The sequence below is a fragment of the Pseudoalteromonas sp. SWYJZ98 genome, assembly GCF_015864495.1.
Taxonomy (GTDB): domain Bacteria; phylum Pseudomonadota; class Gammaproteobacteria; order Enterobacterales; family Alteromonadaceae; genus Pseudoalteromonas; species Pseudoalteromonas distincta.
This window is the reverse complement of sequence record NZ_JADYXA010000054.1, coordinates 1-21406: the sequence shown is the minus strand read 5'-3', so window position 1 is coordinate 21406 and position 21406 is coordinate 1. Positions and strand designations below refer to the sequence as shown.

Genomic DNA, 21406 nt, shown 5'->3' with positions numbered 1-21406 from the left:
CGTTAATCATAATGTGCCCTCAAACAAGATTTGAAGATCTGATCATGACATTGAGATTTAGTTCAAAAAAATCCCCGCTAATTTCTTAGCAGGGATTTGTGTATAAGAGACAGCTAATTAGTGGGTTGTGTTTATTATGACCGTTAAAATGAGTACTTCGCTTAATGGGATAAAAATGTCACATTAAAAGTATTTAAATCTTCATATGTAATACATGTTTCCTCATTGGTATTAAGCTCAACCACACCACAGTAAGAACCAGTTATAAACACTTGCCCTGCTTTTAAGTTAATTCCCTTTGCTGATAAGTAATTAACCGCCCAATAAAGAGGAAGCTGCGCAAGTTCTGCAGGGTGCACACCTGCCAAGTTTAACTCCAGCTCAGTTTGCTTAACGTTGATATTTACAGTACTTGCGTTATATGCTTTGGCTTTATCTATTTGCGGGCCTAAATACACGCCTTGATTAGATAGGCCATCGGCCAGCTTTTCAATGTGAGTGCTTGGAGTGTCTTCATCAAACCTTTTTTGAATAAGCTCAAGTGCTAAATGGGCGCTGGCAAATGCAGTATCTACGTCTTCATTTGTATAGGTTTTATTACTTGGTAAATCGCTTTGCAAAATAAATGCAATTTCTGGTTCAATAAGCGCTTTATTGTTTGTTGTATACAGTGGGCAATTTTCAGCTTGTTTTATAGGTGCATGTAAAAGAGGCGCTAATATAATTGAGCCATCATCTAAAGGCAGCATACACTTCCAGCCATATACGGTTTGATCATTTAAATAAATCATCAACTTTTGTACTTCTATCGCATCGTCAGTCGAGTCTAGTACTAACTCTTTAGGAAAGTTTGAACGTGCTGGGTTTTCTTCTCTTTGTGCTAATAAGTGAGTAGCAATTAGTTTTAGCTGTATTGAGTTGTTCACATAAATCTCTTTAAAATACGTTACTGGTTAAGCAGTAAATAGGAAGGGTTACATTATTAATGTATTAGCTTAGGCATTGGAACATCATGTTAAATGCCTATAATTAAAATTGTATTTAAAACAAAGCGTGGTAATTATTTAAGTATCAATAGATTTAAGCGAACGTAAAAACAGCCCTAAGCCGCCAAACGCTAAAATTATAATAACAATCAAATCAAACGACGTCATAGTTCGCATACTAAATCGAACACTCGATATAACGCCAAATATGAGTGCGGTTAACGAGCCAAGAGATAGCACCCAGCCTAAAATATTTTTAGAATTATAAAAAATCAGACCTACACCAAAAATAAACGGGATCATAACCATGCCGCCTGTAACGCCAAAGCCACCTAAAGCATTAACACTATAAATGCGAGAACTTAGTCCAAAATTAGAGGTCACCGAAATTGCGTTTAGCAGCATATAAAAGCCACCGCACATCATAATCAAACCAATAAAAAAATGCCCAATACCACCAGAGCTTCCACCCGCACCTTTCATTATTAATTATTCCTTTTATATTTTTAACTTAATTGTTTTAGATGGTAATTGCTCGAGTATTAACATTGACCGCAATCTACATAATCAATCAGTGCACACGCGAAAACACTTATCGCGTAATTACATGCCAAATAACATAAAACCAAGATAAAAAACCGTGCAAAATTGCCCATAACACAGACTCATTAGCACTCCATGAAATAGCAATTGCTAGGGCCGTACCAAAAGAGACTCCATATTTTACTATCTCATTTCTTGAGTTTCTCATTAATTATATTCCTAGTTTTTAACTTATTAGCTGCTTGATTTGCTTACTAAAACTGACAGCTCTTTACCATCAATATTAATACTTGCTTCTTTGCCTAGTTCAACAACTAAAGAGGGAGCCATATGTTTTCCACCTAGTTTTAGGTCAGTTGCTAAACTAACAGTAAGCTCATCAATTGGCGTTACTGTAAGAGCAAAACTATACGAATTATCAACTGAAACTGACGCCTCTTCATTTGAATTGACTACTAAAACAGGTGAGCCAATTAAGTTTTTATTATCATAAAATTTAGCATTCACTACAAAACTATCATTAGCTTGTGCAAATGAAGCAAAGCCTAACAACGCTACGATTGCGATTAATTTTTTCATTATTATCTCCATATAAATTATACAGTTTAAAGCTGTTAAGGCTTTATTGGCTGTGATTTTTTAGCTAGCAATTTACCAGCTAATGATTAAAAACTTATGTTTTAGCTCTGATGACATAACCAACGCCCAGCGAACTAATATAGAACAACACTCCAAATACACTAATATCAATGAGTAGCTTTAGAATGTCAAAAGTATCTGTAAACACAAGATACTCAAAAGAAAATAAGTGAAATATAACTTTTGATCCAAAATACGCAGCTAATAAAGGGATTACAAAAATAAGAATAGATTGATTAGATTTATTAATTTCCATACCCATGTCTCCATTATTAGTTTAATTAACTCAGCTCTAAAAATATAACACACAAAAAATATATAAATAGTTTGCTATTTTGAGTCTCTTATTCAGTACCACTCGAACTATTTACGGCTGACTAAAATGCCATGTTATATTTCTATAATTTACACCAGAGAACTTTAATGTAAACAACAAATTAAATAGGCTATTTATTAGAGTGGGTTGTGATACCAAAACGACTTTTAATAAAGTTATGAACCTCTTTTGATTTCGAAGCACTACGAATGCGAATTAACAAAAAGAGTCCTAATAGGTTTCATTGATATTGGCGAAGTTGGGTATTTAGGCAGGTTGGAGTGTAAGAATAAAAGGTGATGTAAGATAACAGCACCTATTTGAGTATTTACTTTATGATATGTAATTTAGCTAAGTATTTTAATACGTACCATAATAGGCACTATAAAAAGAATTTAACCAATTGATTTATATACATCAATACTACTATTGGTTAAAAGCCCAGTAACTTGCGTACCAAATGCTTTAAAGTGTGGCTCGTTTTTATGCGCTTCAAAGTGCTCGTCAGACGCCCACTGTTCGCTAACAACATAATCGGTATGTTCATCATCACTTTTTACAGATAGTTCATAACGTAAGCACCCTACTTCTTGGCGCGATGACTTTTGTAAGTTTTCAAGTGCTGTAAGCATCACATCTGCATCAATATTTTTGCACGACAGTGCAGCTATAACCGTTAACATGTGTATTCCTTTTAAAAGTTAAGGTGTAGATAATCTACACCTTAAAATATTTAGTTTAACTTTGCGTTTGAGGTAAGTTTACTGATCCCACTGCGGCGCAAAGTCTGGTGTTGCTTGGCGGTCGCCACAATCAAGACCATCAATGCGGGCTATGTCTTCATCATCTAACTTAACGTGGTCGTTAAAGTTATCTTCTAAGTTTTTGCGCTTAGTTGATGATGGAATTGTCGTCATGCCGCTTGCGTTAACCCATGCTAAAACAACTTGTGCTGGACTTGCATCGTGCTTTTTAGCAATATCGATAATGGTTTGATCTTTAAGTACTTTGCCTACTACAAATGGCATGTACGCTGTCACGTGTATATCGTGCTGAGCACAAAATGCACGCAATTTAGTATTAGTTAAATATGGGTGAACCTCAACCTGATTGGTAAATATTTCACGCGAGTCAAGTGTTTGCATTGCTTCATTTAAGTTTGCAATGGTGAAGTTTGATACACCAATGTGCTTAGTTAAACCAAGCTGCTTCGCTTTTAGTAATTCAGTGAGGTATTCACTCATTGGCTCGTCGTTAGCAGGCGATGGCCAATGAATTAGCAGTAAGTCGACCGAATCAACTTGTAGCTTTTCAAGTGACTTTTTAACGCTTGGGATAAAGTCGCTTTTATTTAATTTGTTATTCCACACTTTGGTGGTTAAGAATATTTCACTGCGCGGAATATTACTATCTTTTATGGCTTGACCTACTTGCTCTTCGTTGCCATAAATTTGTGCGGTATCAATATGGCGAAACCCAACTTCGAGTGCCATTTTTACTGAGTTATAGGCAGTGTCGCCCTCTAAGCGTAATGTTCCCATACCTAGTTCTGGCATTTCTATTACACGTTTTGTCATGGTTTATCCTTATAAAATAATCGGTTTTGAAATACAAACTTCTCTGAAGTTTTACGAAATACACCTTTTACTTCTTATTACGACTGTCACTTAAAAATCTATGACCTCATAACAAGTATGAGGTCATTAATTTTAGTTTCAAGGTCAGGGTCTGTTAATCTTTAGAGATTACATTTGCAGCAGTGTATTTGGTATTTAGGCAAGGCAGAGCCTATGCAGTGTGGTTGTTCCACATTAATAGGCGATAACGCAGCATAAATGCCAAATACGCGCTGCCTGTAGGTTCTTCCTAGGGTGGATTTACTCTTTGTCCCTCGATTTTTACTTAGCCCACTAGGTTACAAACCTCGCTCCGTGATTAAATCCTCCCTAGATTGAACAAATTTAATCCTAAAAGGTCAACAGACCCTACTAAGGCTTTATGCTTGCTGAATTTCACGTTTATCAAGCATACCGCTGTAGCGTGTAACACCAAGTGCTAAAACAGAGTTAACGGCGCCTATCCATGCTGTATCTTGCAGGGTCATGTTCTCTACTACGCTACCGCCAATAATTGAGCCAAGTGCAATACCAATATTAAATGCGGCTATGTTCAAACCTGATGCAACATCCACCGCATTTGGCGTGTGCTTTTGTGCTTGCTTTACAACATAAAGTTGCAAGCCTGGCACATTGCCAAAAGCAAATGCGCCCCATACTAAAATAGTAAGTACAGCGGCAATTTTTGATTCCATCGTAAAGGTAAATATCAGTAAAATAATACTCAAAGCGCTGAATATAATGCTCAGTGCACTAATTGGGCCGCGTTTGTCGGCCAACTTTCCACCCCAAATATTACCTATCGCTACCGATACACCGTAAACAAGCATTATTAAGGCAATAGCCGAAGGCGCAAAACCTGTTTGTTGCTCTAAAATAGGTGCTAAATAAGTAAACGCTGTAAACGTGCCGCCATAGCCCAATATCGTCATTAAATACACCAGTAATAAACGCGGTTTTACGATTACTTGTAGTTGCTCTTTAAACGTCGCTGGTATTGATTGTTTTAAGTTTTTTGGTACTAAAATAGAGCTGCCGATTAATGCAATTAAACCTAATACCGACACAACTAAAAACGTTGCACGCCAACCAAAGTGTTGTCCAATCCATGTACCTAGTGGCACACCAGTTACTAGTGCTACAGTAAGCCCGGTAAACATAATGGCTATTGCACTGGCTTCTTTGTCTTTGCTTACTAGACTTGTGGCAATCATCGATCCGATTGAAAAAAACACACCATGGGCAAGCCCCGTTAAAATGCGCGCAAGTATTAATGTTTCGTAACTTGGCGCTTGCCAAGCAAGTAAGTTACCTAAAACAAATAAGCCCATTAAGCTTATTAGTACCACTTTACGATTCCAACGACCCGTTAAAGCTGTTAGCACCGGCGCACCAATGGCAACGCCAACCGCATATAAACTTACAAGCAAACCTGCTGAAGGTAGGCTTACGCCTAAGTCGTTTGCAATGGTGGGTACTAATCCCACTATTACAAACTCAGTTGTTCCTATTGCAAATGCGCTTAAGGTAAGCGCCCACAAAGCCAATGGCATAGTTATATCCTCATTAATATTTGAAGAATGTAGTTTGGCTAAAATATCATTTGCAAAAAATAGCATTAGTGACAAAATACTTTTGTTAATAATGCAAAGATGGTGTTGGTATACTTATGGCAGTTCATTCAAAAACTGAAGATTTAGAAACGTTTATAACGGTAGTAGATTGTGGAAGCTTTTCGGGAGCGGCTAATTTGCTCGATCAACAGGTGGCTAAAGTGTCGCGAGCTGTATCACGCCTTGAAAATACACTGCAATGCACTTTACTAAACAGAACAACGCGCCGATTAGAGCTTACCGAAGAAGGCCATACTTTTATAAAATATGCGCGCGAAGGGTTAAATACGCTTTATACTGGTGAAGAAGCCATAAAGCTTTTAAAACACGCGCCAAGTGGCAAGCTGCGAATAGATGCGGCAAGCCCTTTTGTATTGCACCAACTTACGCCTTTAATTGGCGAATTTGCCAAGCAATACCCCCACATAACGCTTGATATAACCTCACACGACAGCATTATTGATTTACTTGAACATAAAACCGATTTAGCCATACGCATTGGTGATTTAAAAGACTCAAATTTACATGCTCGTAAACTTGGCAGCAGCCAGTTACGTATTGTAGCCAGCCCAGAATATATAAAAAACAACGCAACAATTACGCAAATAGATGACTTACAAAATCACAAAATAATTGGTTTTAGTGACTCCCCTAAATTAAACACTTGGCCGTTAGTAAGGCCCGCTTTATTTACGTTTTCGCTTAGCGCAAGCAGCGGCGAAACAGTGCGCCAACTATGTATTGCAAATCAAGGTGTGGCACTACTTTCTCACTTTATGATTGGCAATGACCTAAAAACAGGTAAATTAGTTGAAGTGTTACCCAGTGCAGTTAGCTCTCCTAATAACCGAGAGGTTGTACAAGCCGTGTATTATAAAAACAGTGCGGTATCGTCTCGAATTGTGGCTTTTTTAGATTTTATAAAGCCACGACTAAGCTTATAACTATATTAAAAAGCAAGTTAAATTATGCTTGGTTATTAAAAAGCAAACCTGAATTTTTATTATCTGAAGATGATGAAAACATTGAATCCATTAAAGTAGATACATTTTTTCGCACTGTCAATTGTATCGACGATAGCTCACTATCGAGTTGCTTTTTAAGTTCGCTTAGCTCTTCTATCGCTTCCCCTGTGGGCGTATCAGAACTATTGGTCATTTCTCTTATTTTACTCTGTAAATCTTTAATTGACTCGATCGCTTTATTCATTTGAACTGCTGAATTGTCACTCGAATCTTCTGTTTCGCTGCTAATGATAGACTTTGCGTCTTCAGTAGCTGCAGTAGAGCTCGTAGTTTTTTCGGCGTCTTTATTTAAAGAAGAGTCTGCTTTAGCCTCTGGACTTTTACTAGGATCATCCGTTTTTACAGTGTTTTTATTTAAATTACTTAGATTCGAATAGCTATTGTCATTGTATAACTGTGAAGAAAGAGTTCCAAAATTCATTTTTGCCTCATGTGTCTAAAAATTGACGACTTTATTTTTATAATTAGAAGCAATTATCATTCCAAACATGGTAACAAATTGACCGTCCGTACTTTAAACGGCAACAGGATTTATAAGTCGCCACGGGGTATTATTTTACTTAATTTAAAATGCTAGGAAAGCTATACTTTTAAAATACGCCTGCGAAAGGCTAAATATTTTATGCACAGATGAAAACGCCATAAAGCTTTAAAACAATCGCCAAATGGCAAGCAGCTAATAGATTCGGCAAACCCTTTTGTATTGCATCAACTTACGCCTTTAATTGGTGAATTCGCTAAGTAATACCCTCACATAACGCTTGATATAACCTCACACGGCAGTACTATTAATTTACTCGAGCATAAAACAGACTTAGCCATACGTATTGGTGATTTATAAGATTCGAACTTACATGCTCGTAAACTTGGCCGTTAGTAAAACTCATTTTATTTACGTTTTCGCTTAGCGCAAGCAGCGGCGAAAAAATGCGGTATCACCGCGAATTGTGGCGTTTTTAGATTTTATAAGGCCTAGGCTTAGTTTATAAGTTCTGCGTATTAATATTGATATTGATATGCTTATTAAACGTTTTAACCGATTTTTTGACGCTTTTTAATAATCAAAAAGTATAAATAATAAAAGTAGTAATTAAAGGTATTAATCAACATGGATTCTTTAACGCAGGTAGCATTAGGTAGTGCTGTAGGTTATGCGGTATTAGGCAATAAAATAGGTCGAAAAGCCGTTTTGTGGGGTGCTATCTTAGGCACACTTCCTGATTTAGACGTATTTTTGCCTTATGGTGGCTCTGTAGAAGCATTTACTTACCACCGTAGCTTTAGCCATTCGTTATTAATACATTTATTAATTAGCCCGCTCATTGTATGGCTAATATTAAAAATACACACCGGAATGAAAACTTATAAAGTGCGCTGGTTTTGGCTGGTATTTTTAAGTTTATCTACACATGCCATATTAGACAGCCTAACAGTATACGGTACACAACTACTTTGGCCTTTTACTGAGTACCCCTTTGCAGTTTCTAGCGTGTTTATTATTGACCCCGCTTACACGCTTCCTTTATTAATTGGCGTAATATGTACGCTAATACCCAAAATAAAACCAACAACGGCTTATCGTATAAATGCAGTGACCTTAGTTTTAAGTAGCTTATATTTATTTTGCGCTTTAATTTTAAAAGTAAATATTGATAACAAAGTAAAAACAGCACTCAACAACAGGCAAATACCAGTAAATGCGTATGTTAGTACACCTGCACCGCTAACCACTTTACTGTGGCGTATTGTTGTGATGTCTGACGGGCAATACTACGAAGGTTATGCATCAGTATTTGACGCGCCCAGCGATGTTACATTAACGGCTTATCGAACAACGCCTTCATTGTTAAATAATATTAGCGATGAATGGGCTATAAAACGCTTGCAGTGGTTTACTAAAGGGTTTTATTCGGTGCGCCAACAGCAAAGCAATATTGTACTTTCTGATTTACGTATGGGGATGGAGTGCAACTATGTGTTTAATTTTGTAGTGGGTCAAAAAAATGATTCAGAGGTGAGCATTGGTAACTTTGAAAAAATAAGTCAAAGACCAAACTTAAACAATCTTCATAAAATATGGGACAGGATTTGGCAACCAAATGTGTCTTTAGCATCACCCGCTGCAAAAAATGACTGCAATAGCCAATAACTACCTATTATAAGATTCGTACTAGCATGAGGGAGTTAAGTGAAGTTCAAGCAGCAATTAAACTAAATAGCTCACTAAAGTGATTGCTGCTTTTTTTGCTGATACATAGCGCAATCAGCATCTTGAATCATATCCTCAACCGATTTATTTGTATCGTGTTTAAAGTGTGTTACTCCTACACTGTAATCAATTTTGTAAGGCTTATTTAAAATATTATTAGCATGCGCTATTGCATCCGCAAACCTTTGTAAAACAAACTCAGCTTTTGTTTCATCTAAGTCACTTAACATTACTACAAACTCGTCACCGCCAAGTCGACCTATTACTTCACAATCACGAAATGAACTAAGCATAATTTGCGCAAATTTATTCAATACAAAATCGCCTTCGTGGTGCCCATAAATATCATTAATTTGTTTAAACTTATTAAGATCAAACACTATAAACGACATTGATACTTTGTTTCGCCTACATATATTTAGCGTATACTCGGCAAAGTTTAAAAAGCCACGTCGGTTAGAGATTTTTGTTAACTCGTCAATTGTGGCTAGTTGAATCGATTGAATCTCTCGCTCGACTAACGTGCCTAAATCTCTTAGTAATTGTTTTTCTTCATCATTAAGGTGTCTAGGTTTATTATCGGCAAGGCATAAAGTGCCTATAATAACCCCTTGCCTTAATTTTAAAGGAAAGCCAGCATAAAAGCGTACTTTAGGATCGCCTGTAACAAAAGGGTTATCAAAAAACCTTTTATCTTGGGCTGTATCTGGGATTATTAATAGCTCGTCTTGATTTATGGTATGGCCACAAAATGAGGTTTCGCGAGGAAGCTCAGGCGCATCAAGCCCCTGCCTAGATTTAAACCATTGGCGGTCTTCGTCAATTAAAGTAACCAATGAAATAGAAACATTAAACATACGCTTGGCAATACGAGTAACACGATCAAAGCGCTCTTCATGCGACGTATCTAGAATTTTTAATGTTTTTAACGCATGTAATCGCTCTGCTTCGTTACTTGGGATCTCAGGTTTAATCATTAAAGCTCAATTAATTTTAAGTGTTTTATAAATTACGAAATGGGAGCGAATATTTTCGAGTATATAACCCATAAACTTATTTAAATTATAAACAGTCTGTCTATTAAAACTAGAACATTACCTTAAAATAGCAATAAATACTTATGAATATCAGTAAGTCGTACCTAAATAAAGATTAGATTAAATCCGCAAAAAATTATGATGAAAACAGGTGGGAGTAGTGGTTGATACAACATTACTACTTTCTAGTTAAAAAGTAGTAGTGACTATTTAGTTTTATTTAAATAACCACTGGATTTGGCATACTTACAAAAATAAACACTTTAATTTTGGTGCTCATATTGTCCACGGTAAACTTCAAATATTTTTAAAACAGTATGTTGCTCTTTAGTTAGGTTATCAAACCAAGTATCAAACAGCTCATCATCTTCTTGCTCGCTTAGCGCCATATACCTTGCTAGTAACTCTACAATATCATTGTGGTTGCAAGTTAACGGATTTACTTGTTGCGCCAAGGTACTGTGGTCGCGCTCTCGTAGGGTTTCCATCACCCCTTGGTCAATTTGTTCTTGTTGTTGTGTTGCGTCACTCATACATAACCTCTGTAATAACTTTATAACCGTATTTGTTAACGTTTTAACTCTTAAATATAGTTATAACAGCCTAAACGCCAATAGCCAGCATTTTTGATTCAAGTGCTTATTTTTTGATTTGTTTGCGCAAATAGCCAGCAACTATGGCCTTTTTGGGGAGCATTTAAATAATTTGCAATGAGAGAATAAATACGTTAAATTAAAATGATACGTTATCACATATCACTTATTGAGGCGTATTATGAAACCAAATATTCATCCTGATTACCAAGTGGTTGCTTTTCACGATACTGCTGCCGATTCTTACTTTATTATTGGCTCAACCATTAAAACAAGCCGCACAGTAGAAATAGACGGTAAAACTTATCCATATGTACCTATCGATGTATCGAGCGACTCGCATCCGTTTTACACTGGCAAACAAAAAACAGTCGCAACTGATGGCCGTGTGGCACAATTTAATCGTCGTTTTAAAAACCTATCTACGGCTAAAAAAGCTGATTGATAGTTTTTTCATGCTTGGGTGCGCTTAGGATTTTGTATTGTAAGCTCAAATAACTTGCTGATTATAAAAACTTAGTTTAAAGCAATAAAAGTATGAAGAGTTAGTAACTAATTTGTTGTAGTAATACCGCCGAGGTTATATGTTCCTCTGCGGTATTTTTATAGTTTATTTGTAGTTATTTAACCACTACCGAAAACTCAGGAACGGCTTGAATCACCTTTTTAACTGTACAGGTATTTACAGCAGCAATAAGTGCTTTTTTATATTTAACAGGAAAGCCATCAGGTAAATTAATTTCAATAGAGAATAACTTTTTACCATTATCGTCTACATTTTCATTATTTTGTGTAAGGGTCATACCCTCGGTAGAAATGTCTCGCTGTTCACAAAACTTACGTGCATAAAAGCCTGCACATAAAACCATACTTACTAAAAAATAATCGAACGGTTCTGGGAATTCAGCCCCGCCACCAGCATTTACACTTTGATCGCTTATTACTTCTAGGTCGCCAAATTTAGCGCTTTGTTTTTGGCCTTCTAACATTGAAACTGAAATTTCCATTGTGTTTCCTTATATTTATTGCTGCAGATACCTTTAACGCAATTAATTAAAAGTAATTCCTAAAGATACATAGTGTTTAGGTTTATGAACCGAACAGTAATTCAAAGACCCCTGGAGGTTCATGTAACTCATGATATTTTTTACGTAAGTTATCTATATTTTTCAGTGGTACTTTTGCCGCACTTAGCCCCTGCTCGTTCGCTGCTTTTTTTGCAAGTTCAGCTTGGGCAATCACTTTATCAAGGCCTTGTAATGATTGTTCAGCTTTTTTGTAAAATTTAGCCGTTTTACTTATTTTTACCAGCTTAATAAATTCATCGATTGCGGTATTAAATTCGTCAATCTGTGTAGCCTGCACTGCTTGTTTGTATGCAAGTCCGGTATTTTTCATATTTATTTCAAGATCGACTGGCTGCTGGGCTAAAGCCAACGTGCTAAATAGTAACGTAATAGCTAAATAAAAATACTTCATGAAAAACCCTATAAATAAAAGAGGGCTAATTATATCAATTATAGTGTCGAAAGTAACTCTACAGAAAGAATATGCTATTAATTGGTGTAAAGGGGCTTTACAGTAAACAACCACAGAATTTAGGTAATAAAAAAGTCTGCATTTGCAGACTTTTTAAAGTGTTAGCATTTATTTAATATTACTCAGCCACACGCTTTGGTATGGTTCTAGCTCTATCGTTAATTGGCTTTCTTCAATCGTTTTATTTGCCACCAAATCAAACCACTTTTGGGTGTTAATTAAGTTTAAGTCGGCCAATGTGAGCGTTTGTGGTTTATCGCTAATGTTATAAACACAAAATATGCTTTGGCGTCTGTCTATACTTTGTCGCCAAAAACCAAATAATCCACCCGCTAAATGCAGCGTAAACTGTGTAGCATTTGGGTGGAAGGCACTTTGCTTTTTGCGTACTGCCAATAAGCTTTTTATGCCGTTAAACACTTTATGATGATGACTGTACTTTTCACCAATTGCCGCCAGTAGCTTTGATTCCTGCCAACGATGGCGGTTAATAGCACGGTTATGCTGTGAATTTTCAAAGCGCTCGTAGTCGTTAGTTGTACCCAACAAACTATGAATATAAAGCCCTGGGATACCTTCAAGCGCAAACATAATTGCGTGAGCACACATAAACCGCTCAAGGCCAAACTTATCTGGGCCATTGTGCGTACCTTGCATTGCATCAAATAAAGCTATATTTAGCTCGTACGGTGTATGCGTGCCATCGCTACTGGTGCGCATTGATACACGACCACCAAATTGCATAGTAGTACTTACTAGTGACGCTACTTCGCTGGGTTGCAATAAACCTTCAATTGGTCTGAGCCCTATTCCATCGTGCGAGGCTATAAAATTAAAGTATGCCGTACCATTTTGCGCAGGTGGCATACTCATCATCCAATGCTTAATTGCAGTGCTATCGCCACTAAGTAATGTATGAAGCAATAAAGGCGGCAGTGCAAAGTTATAAATACTGTGCGCTTCGTTGGCATTACCAAAATAAGATAAGTTTTCTTGGTTTGGAATATTGGTTTCGGTAATTATAACTACGCTCGGCTCTGCGTGCTCAATAAGTGTTCGCATTAGCCTTACGGCTTCATGTGTTTGCGGCAAGTTAATACAACTTGTATTAAGCTGTTTCCACAAAAACGCGACCGCATCGAGTCTAAATAGACGCACGCCATTGTCTAAATAATGGCGAATTATTCCCACAAACTCTTTAAGCACCTCGGGGTTTGCAAAATCAAAATCAACCTGATCGTGACTAAACGTACACCACACGTGTTTTTCGCCGCTTGGCGTAGTTACAGTATTTAATAACGATGACGTACGCGGGCGAACAACTTGGCTTAAATCATCCGTTAAGCTCGCCGTTTTGAAATAATCTTTACCCGGGTGTAAATCATTTAAAAAGTTCTCAAACCATACACTTCTGCTTGAGCAATGGTTAATAACTAAATCCGCCATTAGCTTTACGTCTTTAGCGATGTTTTGAATATCTCCCCAATCACCTAAGGACTCGTTCACTTGCACGTAGTTCATTACTGCAAAGCCTTCGTCTGAGCTGTACGGGTAAAATGGCAATATATGCATCGCATTTAACTGCATATCACATTGCTCTTTTATAAACCTGTGTAGTGTTTTAAGCGGTGCCTCCATTGGGCTCGATACGGCAAATTCGCTATCATCGTGTTTAATAATAGAGTCGCCATAAGCAATCAATACTATATCTTGTTCATCCCATCGGTTTGTATGGGGTGTCGGGTCGCGCAGTGCATTGCTACCTAATATAATTTTAATGAGTTGCTGAGCAAGCTCAGTAACCGATAAAGGCAGCTCAACACCCTCATAAATAATATGAAGATGTTGCTCTACTCGTTGTAAAAATAATTCGCTAACTGAAATCACATGCGCCCCTAATATTTATTGTTTAGACTTATAGGCTAGTTAACCTGCACGCAGGTTAACTATATTCTTTGTTATCTAGCTCTACGGCTTCTTTTAAGCGCTCAAGTACGTCTGGCATTGCTGATACAACACGGTTCCAACTTGGCACAAATGGCGCTTCCATTGGGTTTTCTAAAAAGTGTTGCCCTGCTTCCATTATGTTTTGTGCAAACATTTCTACTGCTTTTTCTTCTTGGTGTACATCAAGCGTTAACCCGTTCATGAGCGCATCGTTATGATACGTTTCTATAAAATCTAGACCGATACGATAATAGGTCGCTTTTAATGAGCGAATTGTTTCGCTGGTAAAAGTAACACCTTGAGTCGCCAGCTTTCTAAATAATGCCTTAGTAATATCAATCGACATTTTAGACAAGCCTGCACTTTGGTCATCTAGTGAAAGTTCTTGGTGCTTATGGTCATAGTTATCGGCAATATCTACTTGGCACAAGCGGTTATGCGAATAGTTACGATACATTTCACTCAGTACGCCTATTTCAAGGCCCCAATCACTTGGAATGCGAATATCGTTTAATACATCGCGTCTAAACGAAAACTCACCTGCAAGTGGGTATCTAAAAGAGTCCATATATTCAAGGTAGTCGGTATTGCCTAAAATTGTTTTAAATGAGCGAAGCAGTGGCGTTACTAATAAGCGCGATACACGGCCATTAATTTTGCCATTAGCAGTACGCGGGTAAAACCCTTTACAAAATTCATAGTTAAAACGCGGATGCGCAACGGGGTAAATTAAGCGAGCAAGTAGGCTTCTATCGTAGGTTAGAATATCACAATCATGCAGCGCGATAGATTCCACTTCCGCTGTTGCTAATTTATAGCCCATGCAGTACCACACATTACGCCCTTTACCCAGCTCGCGTGGGGCAACACCTAGCTCTTGTAATTCTTTATCTAGTGCTTGTAAGCGTGGGCCGTCGTTCCATAATACTTTATGATTTTGGTTTAGCTCTTTAAAAAAGCCTAGTGCATGACGGTATTGTGCTTCGTCGGCTCTATCTAAGCCTATCGTAATTTGTGATAAATATGGTACTTCGCGTAATTCACTAACTATATTTTGCAGCGCAGGGCCTTCAAGTTCACTAAATAACGAAGGAAGTATTAACCCCATAGGGCGCTGCTTACTAAAAGTAAGTAGCTCTTTTTCTAGGTCTTCTATTGGTCTGTCGGCAATATTATGTAGTGTTGTAATAATGCCATTTTGATAAAAATCAGCCATGAGATGTTTGCTCCTCAGAAATACTTAAAATACTGCTAATACACGGCAACGACGTTATTTCTTCAATCCAGCCCAGCGGTGCTGGTGATTGAGAATATCGTGCTTTGTTGTGCGACAATTTAACCGGCTTTTTACTCGCCGGATTGGCAATAATAATGGCGATATTTGCGTGTTCTAACATTTGCTTATCGTTATCGCTATCACCCAGTGCTATAACCGTGAGAGGCTTTCTGAAATGATGGGTAAACTGTTTAACTAACCACTGCTGTGCAGCGCTTTTATCGGTATTTTTGGCAATATGAATGAAGCGTCCGCCAATTTTTATATCGTAGCCGAGTGCTTCAACATCGTTTACAAAGGCTGTGAGCAATTCGTCGTTGCCATACCAATAAAGAGGGTCTGAATAATCGCGAGTTTGTGCGCGCCTTGCTTGTGCATCGTTTAGCCCGGTAAGCTCTGATATTTGCTCACTCGATAAGTCACTAAACAATTTGTAATGCGCTTTATAATCCGCCTTTAAAGTATTTAAATCATTTAATAAACTCGATAACGGCTTTGCCATTGCGTAGCACCAATAAGCGCCTACTTTTTTACAACCAATTGGCTTGAGTTCAAAATAATCCTCTGGAATAAATACCGCGGCACCGTTTTCGACAATAAAAGGCTGTTGAATATTTAAATCGTTTTTAAGCTCTATAACTTCGCAAAAAGTTTTGCTGGTATTAAACACCACAGGAATATGCGCATTTTGCAGCTGCTGTAATAACTCACTGATATTATTTGTATTGTAATCGGCGTGATCGAGTAATGTGCCATCCAAATCTGTAAAAATAATAGGTTGAAGGGTGTCATCACTTGTTAGGTGCATACCGCTAATATCTCGGTTGCTATCCAGTTCAATTAACGCATTTGCTTTAGCGCTCAGTGTGTTTAAGTTCTCACGCGTAATGCGCTCAAAATGAGAAATAAAATACACCAATTGCTCGTTAGTCATGGTGCCTGAGCCTTCACCTTTTTTGGCTATTAGCTTTTGTTCTTGCTCTTGTCGCCATGTAAAAACATCACTAAAACTTGGTGCTTTTAGCATAACGGTATAATCAATTAGATTAAAAACGGCTTTGTATTCGTTTGCCAAACAGCTATTTACACAGCGGCGCCAAACGCCTTCTTTATCAAACTGTTGCTCTAACTCGTTAAGCGGCTCACTCAATGAAAACAGCGGTTGTGGCTCACTGCCCACGCACCACCCTTCTAAAATAACAATATCAACTGGCTTTTCGTTTGTTAGCCAATCACTTGTTGGCACGCAGTCGTCTTCGTGTTTATTAAAACGTGGAAGCGGTACGTTTACCTCTCCTGCCAGTAAGTTAGTTATTGTGCTATTCATTAACGCTACGTCGTGAGTACCCGGTACTCCGCGAGTAGTAAAAAGAGGATGTACGTCTTTGGCAAGTTCACTACGTGCTTGTTTTGCTAAATAAAAGTCATCAATCGACAATGCAACACTGTTAAGTGGTGTGTTTTTAGAGAACCAGGTAACTAAAAAATCAGCGAGTGTTGTTTTTCCTGAGCCTTGGCATCCATTTATGGCAACAAAAATAGGAGTATTTGTTTTTTTAGATTCGAGGATGTCATGCGCAAGTGGAACAAAATATTGCTCACTCAAATATTGATACTTTAAAGGCAGTTGGTGTTTTGCTAAAAACGGGGTTATATCCACAATATTGGCCTCTGACATAGTAACTCCTTTGCATACGATGCGTTCTGGAAATTAAATGCAGATACTAGACCATTATTATTTTTGCATATTTATTAATAGGTTAAAAAAATAGCGCATTGAAAATGCGCTATTATGGTGCAATATTTTTAACTTACGTGCACTATTAACTCTCTTGAGGCTGCGCCTTAGGTAATACAAGGTTGAGCACAATGCCTAAAATAGCGCATAAACTTACGCCCTCTAAACTAAATTGGCTACCACCAATATGCATACCGCCAATACCGCACACCAAAATAAGTGCAACAATACTTAAGTTACGTGGTGCTGTTAAATCATCGCCCGACTTAACTAATGTATTTAAACCCACTACAGCAATAGAGCCAAAAAGTAGAATCATAATGCCGCCCATTACAGGTACAGGTATAGTCTGTAAGCCAGATCCCATTTTAGCAACAAAGGCTAAAATAATGGCGATAATGGCTGTCCACATCATTACTTTAGGATTGAAGTTTTTGGTAAGCATAACTGCTCCCGTTACCTCTGAGTAAGTTGTGTTAGGCGGGCCGCCAAATAATGATGCGGCAGACGTCGCAAGGCCATCACCAAACAAAGTACGGTGAAGCCCAGGCTTTTTCAAAAAGTCTTTATTGGTTACTTGGCTAATAGCCATCATATCGCCAATATGCTCAATTGCAGGTGCTATTGCTACAGGCACCATAAACAAAATAGCCTGCCATTTAAACTCAGGCCATGTGAAGTTTGGTACAGCAAACCACTGTGCGTTAGTTACTGCGTCAAATTGCACAACGCCCATTGCAAGCGATAAACAATAACCCGCTACAACCCCTGCCAGAATAGGTATAAGCTTAAATACGCCTTTTCCCCACACTGCAAAAATAAGCGTAACCACTAACGAGAACAACGAAATATAAATAGCGCTGTTGTAATCAATAATTTGAATACTGCCGTCGCCACTTTTACCCATCGCCATATTTACAGCAACAGGTGCAAGCGCTAAACCAATAACCATAATTACTGGGCCCACAACCACAGGCGGTAAAATTTTATGAAGCGTTGCAACGCCTTTAAATTTCACTAATAAACTTAAAAGCATATAAGCAAAGCCGGCCACCATTAAGCCGCCCATAGTGGCTGGCACGCCCCACATTTGCACAGCGGCAATAATGGGTGCAATAAAAGCAAACGATGAAGCTAAAAATATAGGCACTTGGCCTTTAGTCACTACCTGAAACAGCAAAGTACCAATGCCAGCGGTAAAAAGCGCAACATTAGGATCCAAGCCCGTTAAAAGTGGCACTAATACCAGCGCACCAAATGCTACAAACAGCATTTGCGCGCCCGTTAAAATAGTTTTTATTGAAAAGGTGTCATTATTTTGCACTTAAAGACTCCTAAACAGTACCGAATATTTTGTCGCCCGCATCGCCTAAACCAGGGATAATATAGCCCTTTTCGTTTAAGTGGCTATCTACAGAGGCTGTAAATATTTCTACGTCGGGATGTGCTGTAAGTGTTTTTTCCACACCTTCTGGTGCAGCTACTAATACAATTACTTTGATTTCTTTACAGCCTGCTTTTTTAAGCATATCGATTGTAGCAATCATTGAGCCACCTGTTGCAAGCATAGGGTCAATAACTAAGCTTAAGCGCTCATCAATATTACCAACGAGCTTTTCAAAATATGGTACTGGTTCTAGTGTTTCTTCGTTACGTTCAAGACCAACCACACTTACTTTAGCCGCCGGTAATAACTGCATAACACCGTCCATCATGCCAAGACCTGCGCGTAAAATAGGCACTACGGTAATTTTTTTACCTTTAATATGCTCTACTTTTAACTTATTGCCATCCCAGCCTGTAATTTCGTTATCTTCTAACTGTAGGTTTTTAGTTGCTTCGTAAGTTAATAAGGTTCCAACTTCAGAACATAATTCACGAAAGCTTTTAGTACTAATACCATGCGCTCGCATTAGGCCTAGTTTATGTTGAACAAGAGGGTGTGAAATAACGTGAATTGCCATGATATAAACCTACTGATACAAGAATTTGCAGTATTTTATATTAAAAAAGGTCATTTGACCTGTAGTTTTAAAGAGATTTTCATACATCGTGCCAAAATGTATTGTTTTGCTTGATATTTATGCAAGCAATCAACCCGTTGTGTTTATTAAATGTTACTCGCTAACCAGCTGTTTACTTGCTGTTGCATATAACTATTTATTTTTTGATGCTCAGGGCTCCAGCCAGCTAAAAATCGATAAAAGTCAGCCCATGCAGAAGGCCATAAAGCGAGCCAATCGTCAGCTATTTTACTTGCTGGTGCTGTAGGATGATAAGTAGTAATAGCAGCCTTTAAATTATCAAAATAATACGCAAGATACTCATCAGCGCACTCGTGTAATTGTGCATCACTTAAGCAACTGGTCATAAAATACATTACATCAATAATCCCGCAACCTGCTCCTATATATTGAAAATCATAACCGAGTATTTCATCGCGCTCATTCGCTGCAAAGTTAGCAAGTTTTGCATCGCCATGAATCAGCGTTTTATACGCACAACTTTGTAGCTGCTCATCTATTTTATGTGCAGCATTTTTAATATCGGACTTTTTATCAAGGTTATTTTTTAGTTTATTAAACTCATCTGGGCGCGTGCTTAAATGCCAGTAGTTGCCTTGCTGCCATAACCCATCAGCGGGTTTACTTAAGTTAAACGCATGAAAGTGTGCAAGCCACCTTAATATAGCTTTAACATGTTGTGGCCCTGCTTGAGTAAACCCATGTTTGGTAAAGTTTTTAAACACCAGCGCATATTCATCATCTTTATTAATTGCACCTATACATTCAATACTTTGCGCATGTACTGGTAAATACTGGCTATAAAGCTTATAAAATGTGTATTCAACACTATACGAGTGCTGCTTTCTTTTAAGCGCAAATTCGCTTTGTTTAATTTTAGGATGGTGTATATAACTGGGTATTTTAATAGCTTTAATAACACATGGCTTATCATCAAGCTGGCACTGCACAATATTGCCACACCCACTCCAAAGTGATGTAAGCGTATCGCCAATTTCAATGTGTTTAAAGTGAGGTTGTAATAAAGGAATGTAAAATGCCATGTAAACAGTTCTGCTATTTATTTTAGTAAAATTAATTTAAAACAAGATTATTTTTCGCTTAATACAAAACGAATATACATTAGCAATAAAAGTGAAAATGGTGCATTTTCAATTCAACTGTTCTTTATTGCTAATACATAATTAACTTTATTTAGGTTATTCTATTCACCCAAATCTGTATGCTTACGAGCATAGTATTTCTTTTTAAATGGATGGCTAAAATCACTATGCCACTACATATACATTAATTTTATTCATAGCATAGAAACCATGCTCGAAAACAGTAAACCGAGTGCAAATAAAATCATACGTTTAGTATTATTCTCTTCTTTGTCTGTAAAAGCTTCTGCGCTGTAAGGGAAATACATTGTTTTTGAAAATATATATGGATAAATCCAATAAAATCCCATTGAATATAAAATAAGACTCCCAATCCAATTTCCAATTCCAAATCTTTCAGCAATCAACAAGCCAGAAAACACGAACCAAATTACGGCAATCAATATAAAAATTGAATTTTTCATCACTCTTTCGAACCATTTAATGTCAGATTAGTTAAGATAGCTGTTCCAGCTTCTCTTTTTGCAATTTCTTTTTTTGTGATCGTTTTTCCAGCTTTTAATGGCCCCGTAACTATTTTACTTGCACCCAATGGGGCCATTGTAATCACAGCCCCTAACATATCACCTTGGACGATTTGATCTAAATCGCAGCAGAAACGATTGCACACCCTAGAGTACAGGGAAAATTTTAGATGGGTGTCTTGTTTATTCTAACAGCATAATTAGATCACTGGCATTTAAATGGATAATGCAAAATTAAGGATGGGTGTCTAGTTTATTTCTCATTTGGGTTGGAGAAAAATCTACTTTCCAAATGTCCAACTCGTATAAATTCCCTTGCTTATCTATGTTTAACGCTGCCGATACAGGAGTACCATCCAAATCTTTAAACATATATTCAGCGATCTCTTGACCAAGTTGACGGCTGTCATAGTTATAACCTATAGCTAAACTTCCCATTCCACCATCATTCATTGGATTGACAAGTAATTGGGAAATATCTACTTCCAACTTAGCCATCTTAAGCAGTTTAGTAATTATTACAATTTCAGTTGGATTCAAATTCCGCATAAGAGATACACATAACGAGCCTGTAGATTTACTCGTTTTTTTATTTGTTTTTTATTGATAAACAAACCATAGCTGAGTTCCTATTTTGGTTCAATCGATTACTTATTTTATGCAGAATATAAAGTGGGT

At 37.5% G+C, this 21406-nt stretch carries 24 protein-coding genes and 1 pseudogene; 4 read left to right on the top strand and 21 right to left on the bottom strand.

The window, feature by feature from the left end:
- Window positions 1–161: 161 nt before the first annotated feature.
- From I6F10_RS18480 to I6F10_RS18450, 7 genes are all read right to left on the bottom strand, one after another.
- Window positions 162–926 carry a 2-keto-4-pentenoate hydratase gene (locus I6F10_RS18480; protein ID WP_024595992.1) on the bottom strand — a complete coding sequence of 255 codons (765 nt, stop codon included), beginning with the start codon at window positions 924–926 and terminating at the stop codon, window positions 162–164.
- 138 nt (window positions 927–1064) lie between these two features.
- Entirely contained in the window at window positions 1065–1469 is a 405-nt protein-coding gene (locus I6F10_RS18475) for a hypothetical protein (RefSeq protein WP_002958658.1), read from the bottom strand.
- A 294-nt stretch (window positions 1470–1763) separates the two neighbouring features.
- Entirely contained in the window at window positions 1764–2108 is a 345-nt protein-coding gene (locus tag I6F10_RS18470) for a hypothetical protein (protein WP_024595990.1), read from the bottom strand.
- A 94-nt stretch (window positions 2109–2202) separates the two neighbouring features.
- Window positions 2203–2424, bottom strand: a complete 222-nt coding sequence (locus I6F10_RS18465; protein ID WP_165744742.1) for a hypothetical protein — start codon at window positions 2422–2424, stop codon at window positions 2203–2205.
- A 455-nt stretch (window positions 2425–2879) separates the two neighbouring features.
- Window positions 2880–3167 carry a putative quinol monooxygenase gene (locus I6F10_RS18460; RefSeq protein ID WP_002958660.1) on the bottom strand — a complete coding sequence of 96 codons (288 nt, stop codon included), beginning with the start codon at window positions 3165–3167 and terminating at the stop codon, window positions 2880–2882.
- A 78-nt stretch (window positions 3168–3245) separates the two neighbouring features.
- Window positions 3246–4061 carry a 2,5-didehydrogluconate reductase DkgB gene (dkgB, locus tag I6F10_RS18455; RefSeq protein ID WP_197099232.1) on the bottom strand — a complete coding sequence of 272 codons (816 nt, stop codon included), beginning with the start codon at window positions 4059–4061 and terminating at the stop codon, window positions 3246–3248.
- 419 nt (window positions 4062–4480) lie between these two features.
- The gene (locus tag I6F10_RS18450) at window positions 4481–5653 is read right to left on the bottom strand and encodes an MFS transporter (protein ID WP_165724023.1); all 1173 of its coding nucleotides are present in this window, start codon (window positions 5651–5653) and stop codon (window positions 4481–4483) included.
- Window positions 5654–5769: 116 nt separating this feature from the next.
- On the opposite strand from I6F10_RS18450, the gene I6F10_RS18445 reads away from it, so the two are divergent.
- Window positions 5770–6657, top strand: a complete 888-nt coding sequence (locus I6F10_RS18445; protein WP_002958663.1) for a LysR family transcriptional regulator — start codon at window positions 5770–5772, stop codon at window positions 6655–6657.
- Between the two features lie 22 nt (window positions 6658–6679).
- Here the strand turns inward: I6F10_RS18445 and I6F10_RS18440 are convergent, their stop codons facing one another.
- Window positions 6680–7159: a hypothetical protein gene (locus tag I6F10_RS18440; protein WP_024595984.1), complete on the bottom strand. Its 480-nt coding sequence runs from the start codon at window positions 7157–7159 to the stop codon at window positions 6680–6682.
- Window positions 7160–7328: 169 nt separating this feature from the next.
- On the opposite strand from I6F10_RS18440, the pseudogene I6F10_RS20345 reads away from it, so the two are divergent.
- Window positions 7329–7576, top strand: a pseudogene (locus tag I6F10_RS20345) (LysR family transcriptional regulator); the annotation flags it as partial.
- A 270-nt stretch (window positions 7577–7846) separates the two neighbouring features.
- Complete coding sequence (locus I6F10_RS18435) at window positions 7847–8887, top strand: metal-dependent hydrolase (RefSeq protein ID WP_197099231.1); 1041 nt, start codon at window positions 7847–7849, stop codon at window positions 8885–8887.
- A gap of 74 nt (window positions 8888–8961) precedes the next feature.
- Here the strand turns inward: I6F10_RS18435 and I6F10_RS18430 are convergent, their stop codons facing one another.
- On the bottom strand, window positions 8962–9924 hold the full coding sequence (locus I6F10_RS18430) for a sensor domain-containing diguanylate cyclase (RefSeq protein WP_197099230.1): 963 nt from the start codon (window positions 9922–9924) through the stop codon (window positions 8962–8964).
- 323 nt (window positions 9925–10247) lie between these two features.
- Complete coding sequence (locus I6F10_RS18425) at window positions 10248–10517, bottom strand: hypothetical protein (RefSeq protein WP_165723508.1); 270 nt, start codon at window positions 10515–10517, stop codon at window positions 10248–10250.
- A 241-nt stretch (window positions 10518–10758) separates the two neighbouring features.
- Between I6F10_RS18425 and I6F10_RS18420 the strand changes: the two genes are divergently transcribed.
- Complete coding sequence (locus tag I6F10_RS18420) at window positions 10759–11022, top strand: type B 50S ribosomal protein L31 (RefSeq protein ID WP_197099229.1); 264 nt, start codon at window positions 10759–10761, stop codon at window positions 11020–11022.
- 175 nt (window positions 11023–11197) lie between these two features.
- Here the strand turns inward: I6F10_RS18420 and I6F10_RS18415 are convergent, their stop codons facing one another.
- The 11 genes from I6F10_RS18415 to I6F10_RS18365 form a co-directional block, all read right to left on the bottom strand.
- Window positions 11198–11584, bottom strand: a complete 387-nt coding sequence (locus I6F10_RS18415; RefSeq protein WP_149593028.1) for an OsmC family protein — start codon at window positions 11582–11584, stop codon at window positions 11198–11200.
- 82 nt (window positions 11585–11666) lie between these two features.
- Window positions 11667–12056, bottom strand: a complete 390-nt coding sequence (locus tag I6F10_RS18410; protein WP_149593029.1) for a cytochrome b562 — start codon at window positions 12054–12056, stop codon at window positions 11667–11669.
- 168 nt (window positions 12057–12224) lie between these two features.
- Window positions 12225–14003, bottom strand: coding sequence for a sugar phosphorylase (locus tag I6F10_RS18405; RefSeq protein ID WP_197099228.1), 1779 nt, complete (start codon window positions 14001–14003; stop codon window positions 12225–12227).
- 55 nt (window positions 14004–14058) lie between these two features.
- Window positions 14059–15279 carry a glycosyl transferase gene (locus I6F10_RS18400; protein ID WP_165744733.1) on the bottom strand — a complete coding sequence of 407 codons (1221 nt, stop codon included), beginning with the start codon at window positions 15277–15279 and terminating at the stop codon, window positions 14059–14061.
- Window positions 15272–17017, bottom strand: coding sequence for an HAD-IIB family hydrolase (locus I6F10_RS18395; RefSeq protein ID WP_197099227.1), 1746 nt, complete (start codon window positions 17015–17017; stop codon window positions 15272–15274). Before I6F10_RS18395 ends, I6F10_RS18400 begins: the two co-directional genes overlap by 8 nt.
- A gap of 145 nt (window positions 17018–17162) precedes the next feature.
- Window positions 17163–18401 carry a uracil-xanthine permease family protein gene (locus I6F10_RS18390; RefSeq protein WP_138490411.1) on the bottom strand — a complete coding sequence of 413 codons (1239 nt, stop codon included), beginning with the start codon at window positions 18399–18401 and terminating at the stop codon, window positions 17163–17165.
- A 10-nt stretch (window positions 18402–18411) separates the two neighbouring features.
- Entirely contained in the window at window positions 18412–19041 is a 630-nt protein-coding gene (upp, locus tag I6F10_RS18385) for a uracil phosphoribosyltransferase (RefSeq protein ID WP_002958676.1), read from the bottom strand.
- 146 nt (window positions 19042–19187) lie between these two features.
- On the bottom strand, window positions 19188–20144 hold the full coding sequence (locus I6F10_RS18380; protein ID WP_165744729.1) for a phosphotransferase: 957 nt from the start codon (window positions 20142–20144) through the stop codon (window positions 19188–19190).
- 254 nt (window positions 20145–20398) lie between these two features.
- Window positions 20399–20668, bottom strand: coding sequence for a hypothetical protein (locus I6F10_RS18375; RefSeq protein WP_165744727.1), 270 nt, complete (start codon window positions 20666–20668; stop codon window positions 20399–20401).
- On the bottom strand, window positions 20668–20826 hold the full coding sequence (locus I6F10_RS18370) for a hypothetical protein (RefSeq protein ID WP_007580891.1): 159 nt from the start codon (window positions 20824–20826) through the stop codon (window positions 20668–20670). Before I6F10_RS18370 ends, I6F10_RS18375 begins: the two co-directional genes overlap by 1 nt.
- 136 nt (window positions 20827–20962) lie before the next feature.
- Window positions 20963–21268, bottom strand: a complete 306-nt coding sequence (locus tag I6F10_RS18365) for a DUF6984 family protein (protein WP_197099226.1) — start codon at window positions 21266–21268, stop codon at window positions 20963–20965.
- Window positions 21269–21406 lie beyond the last annotated feature (138 nt).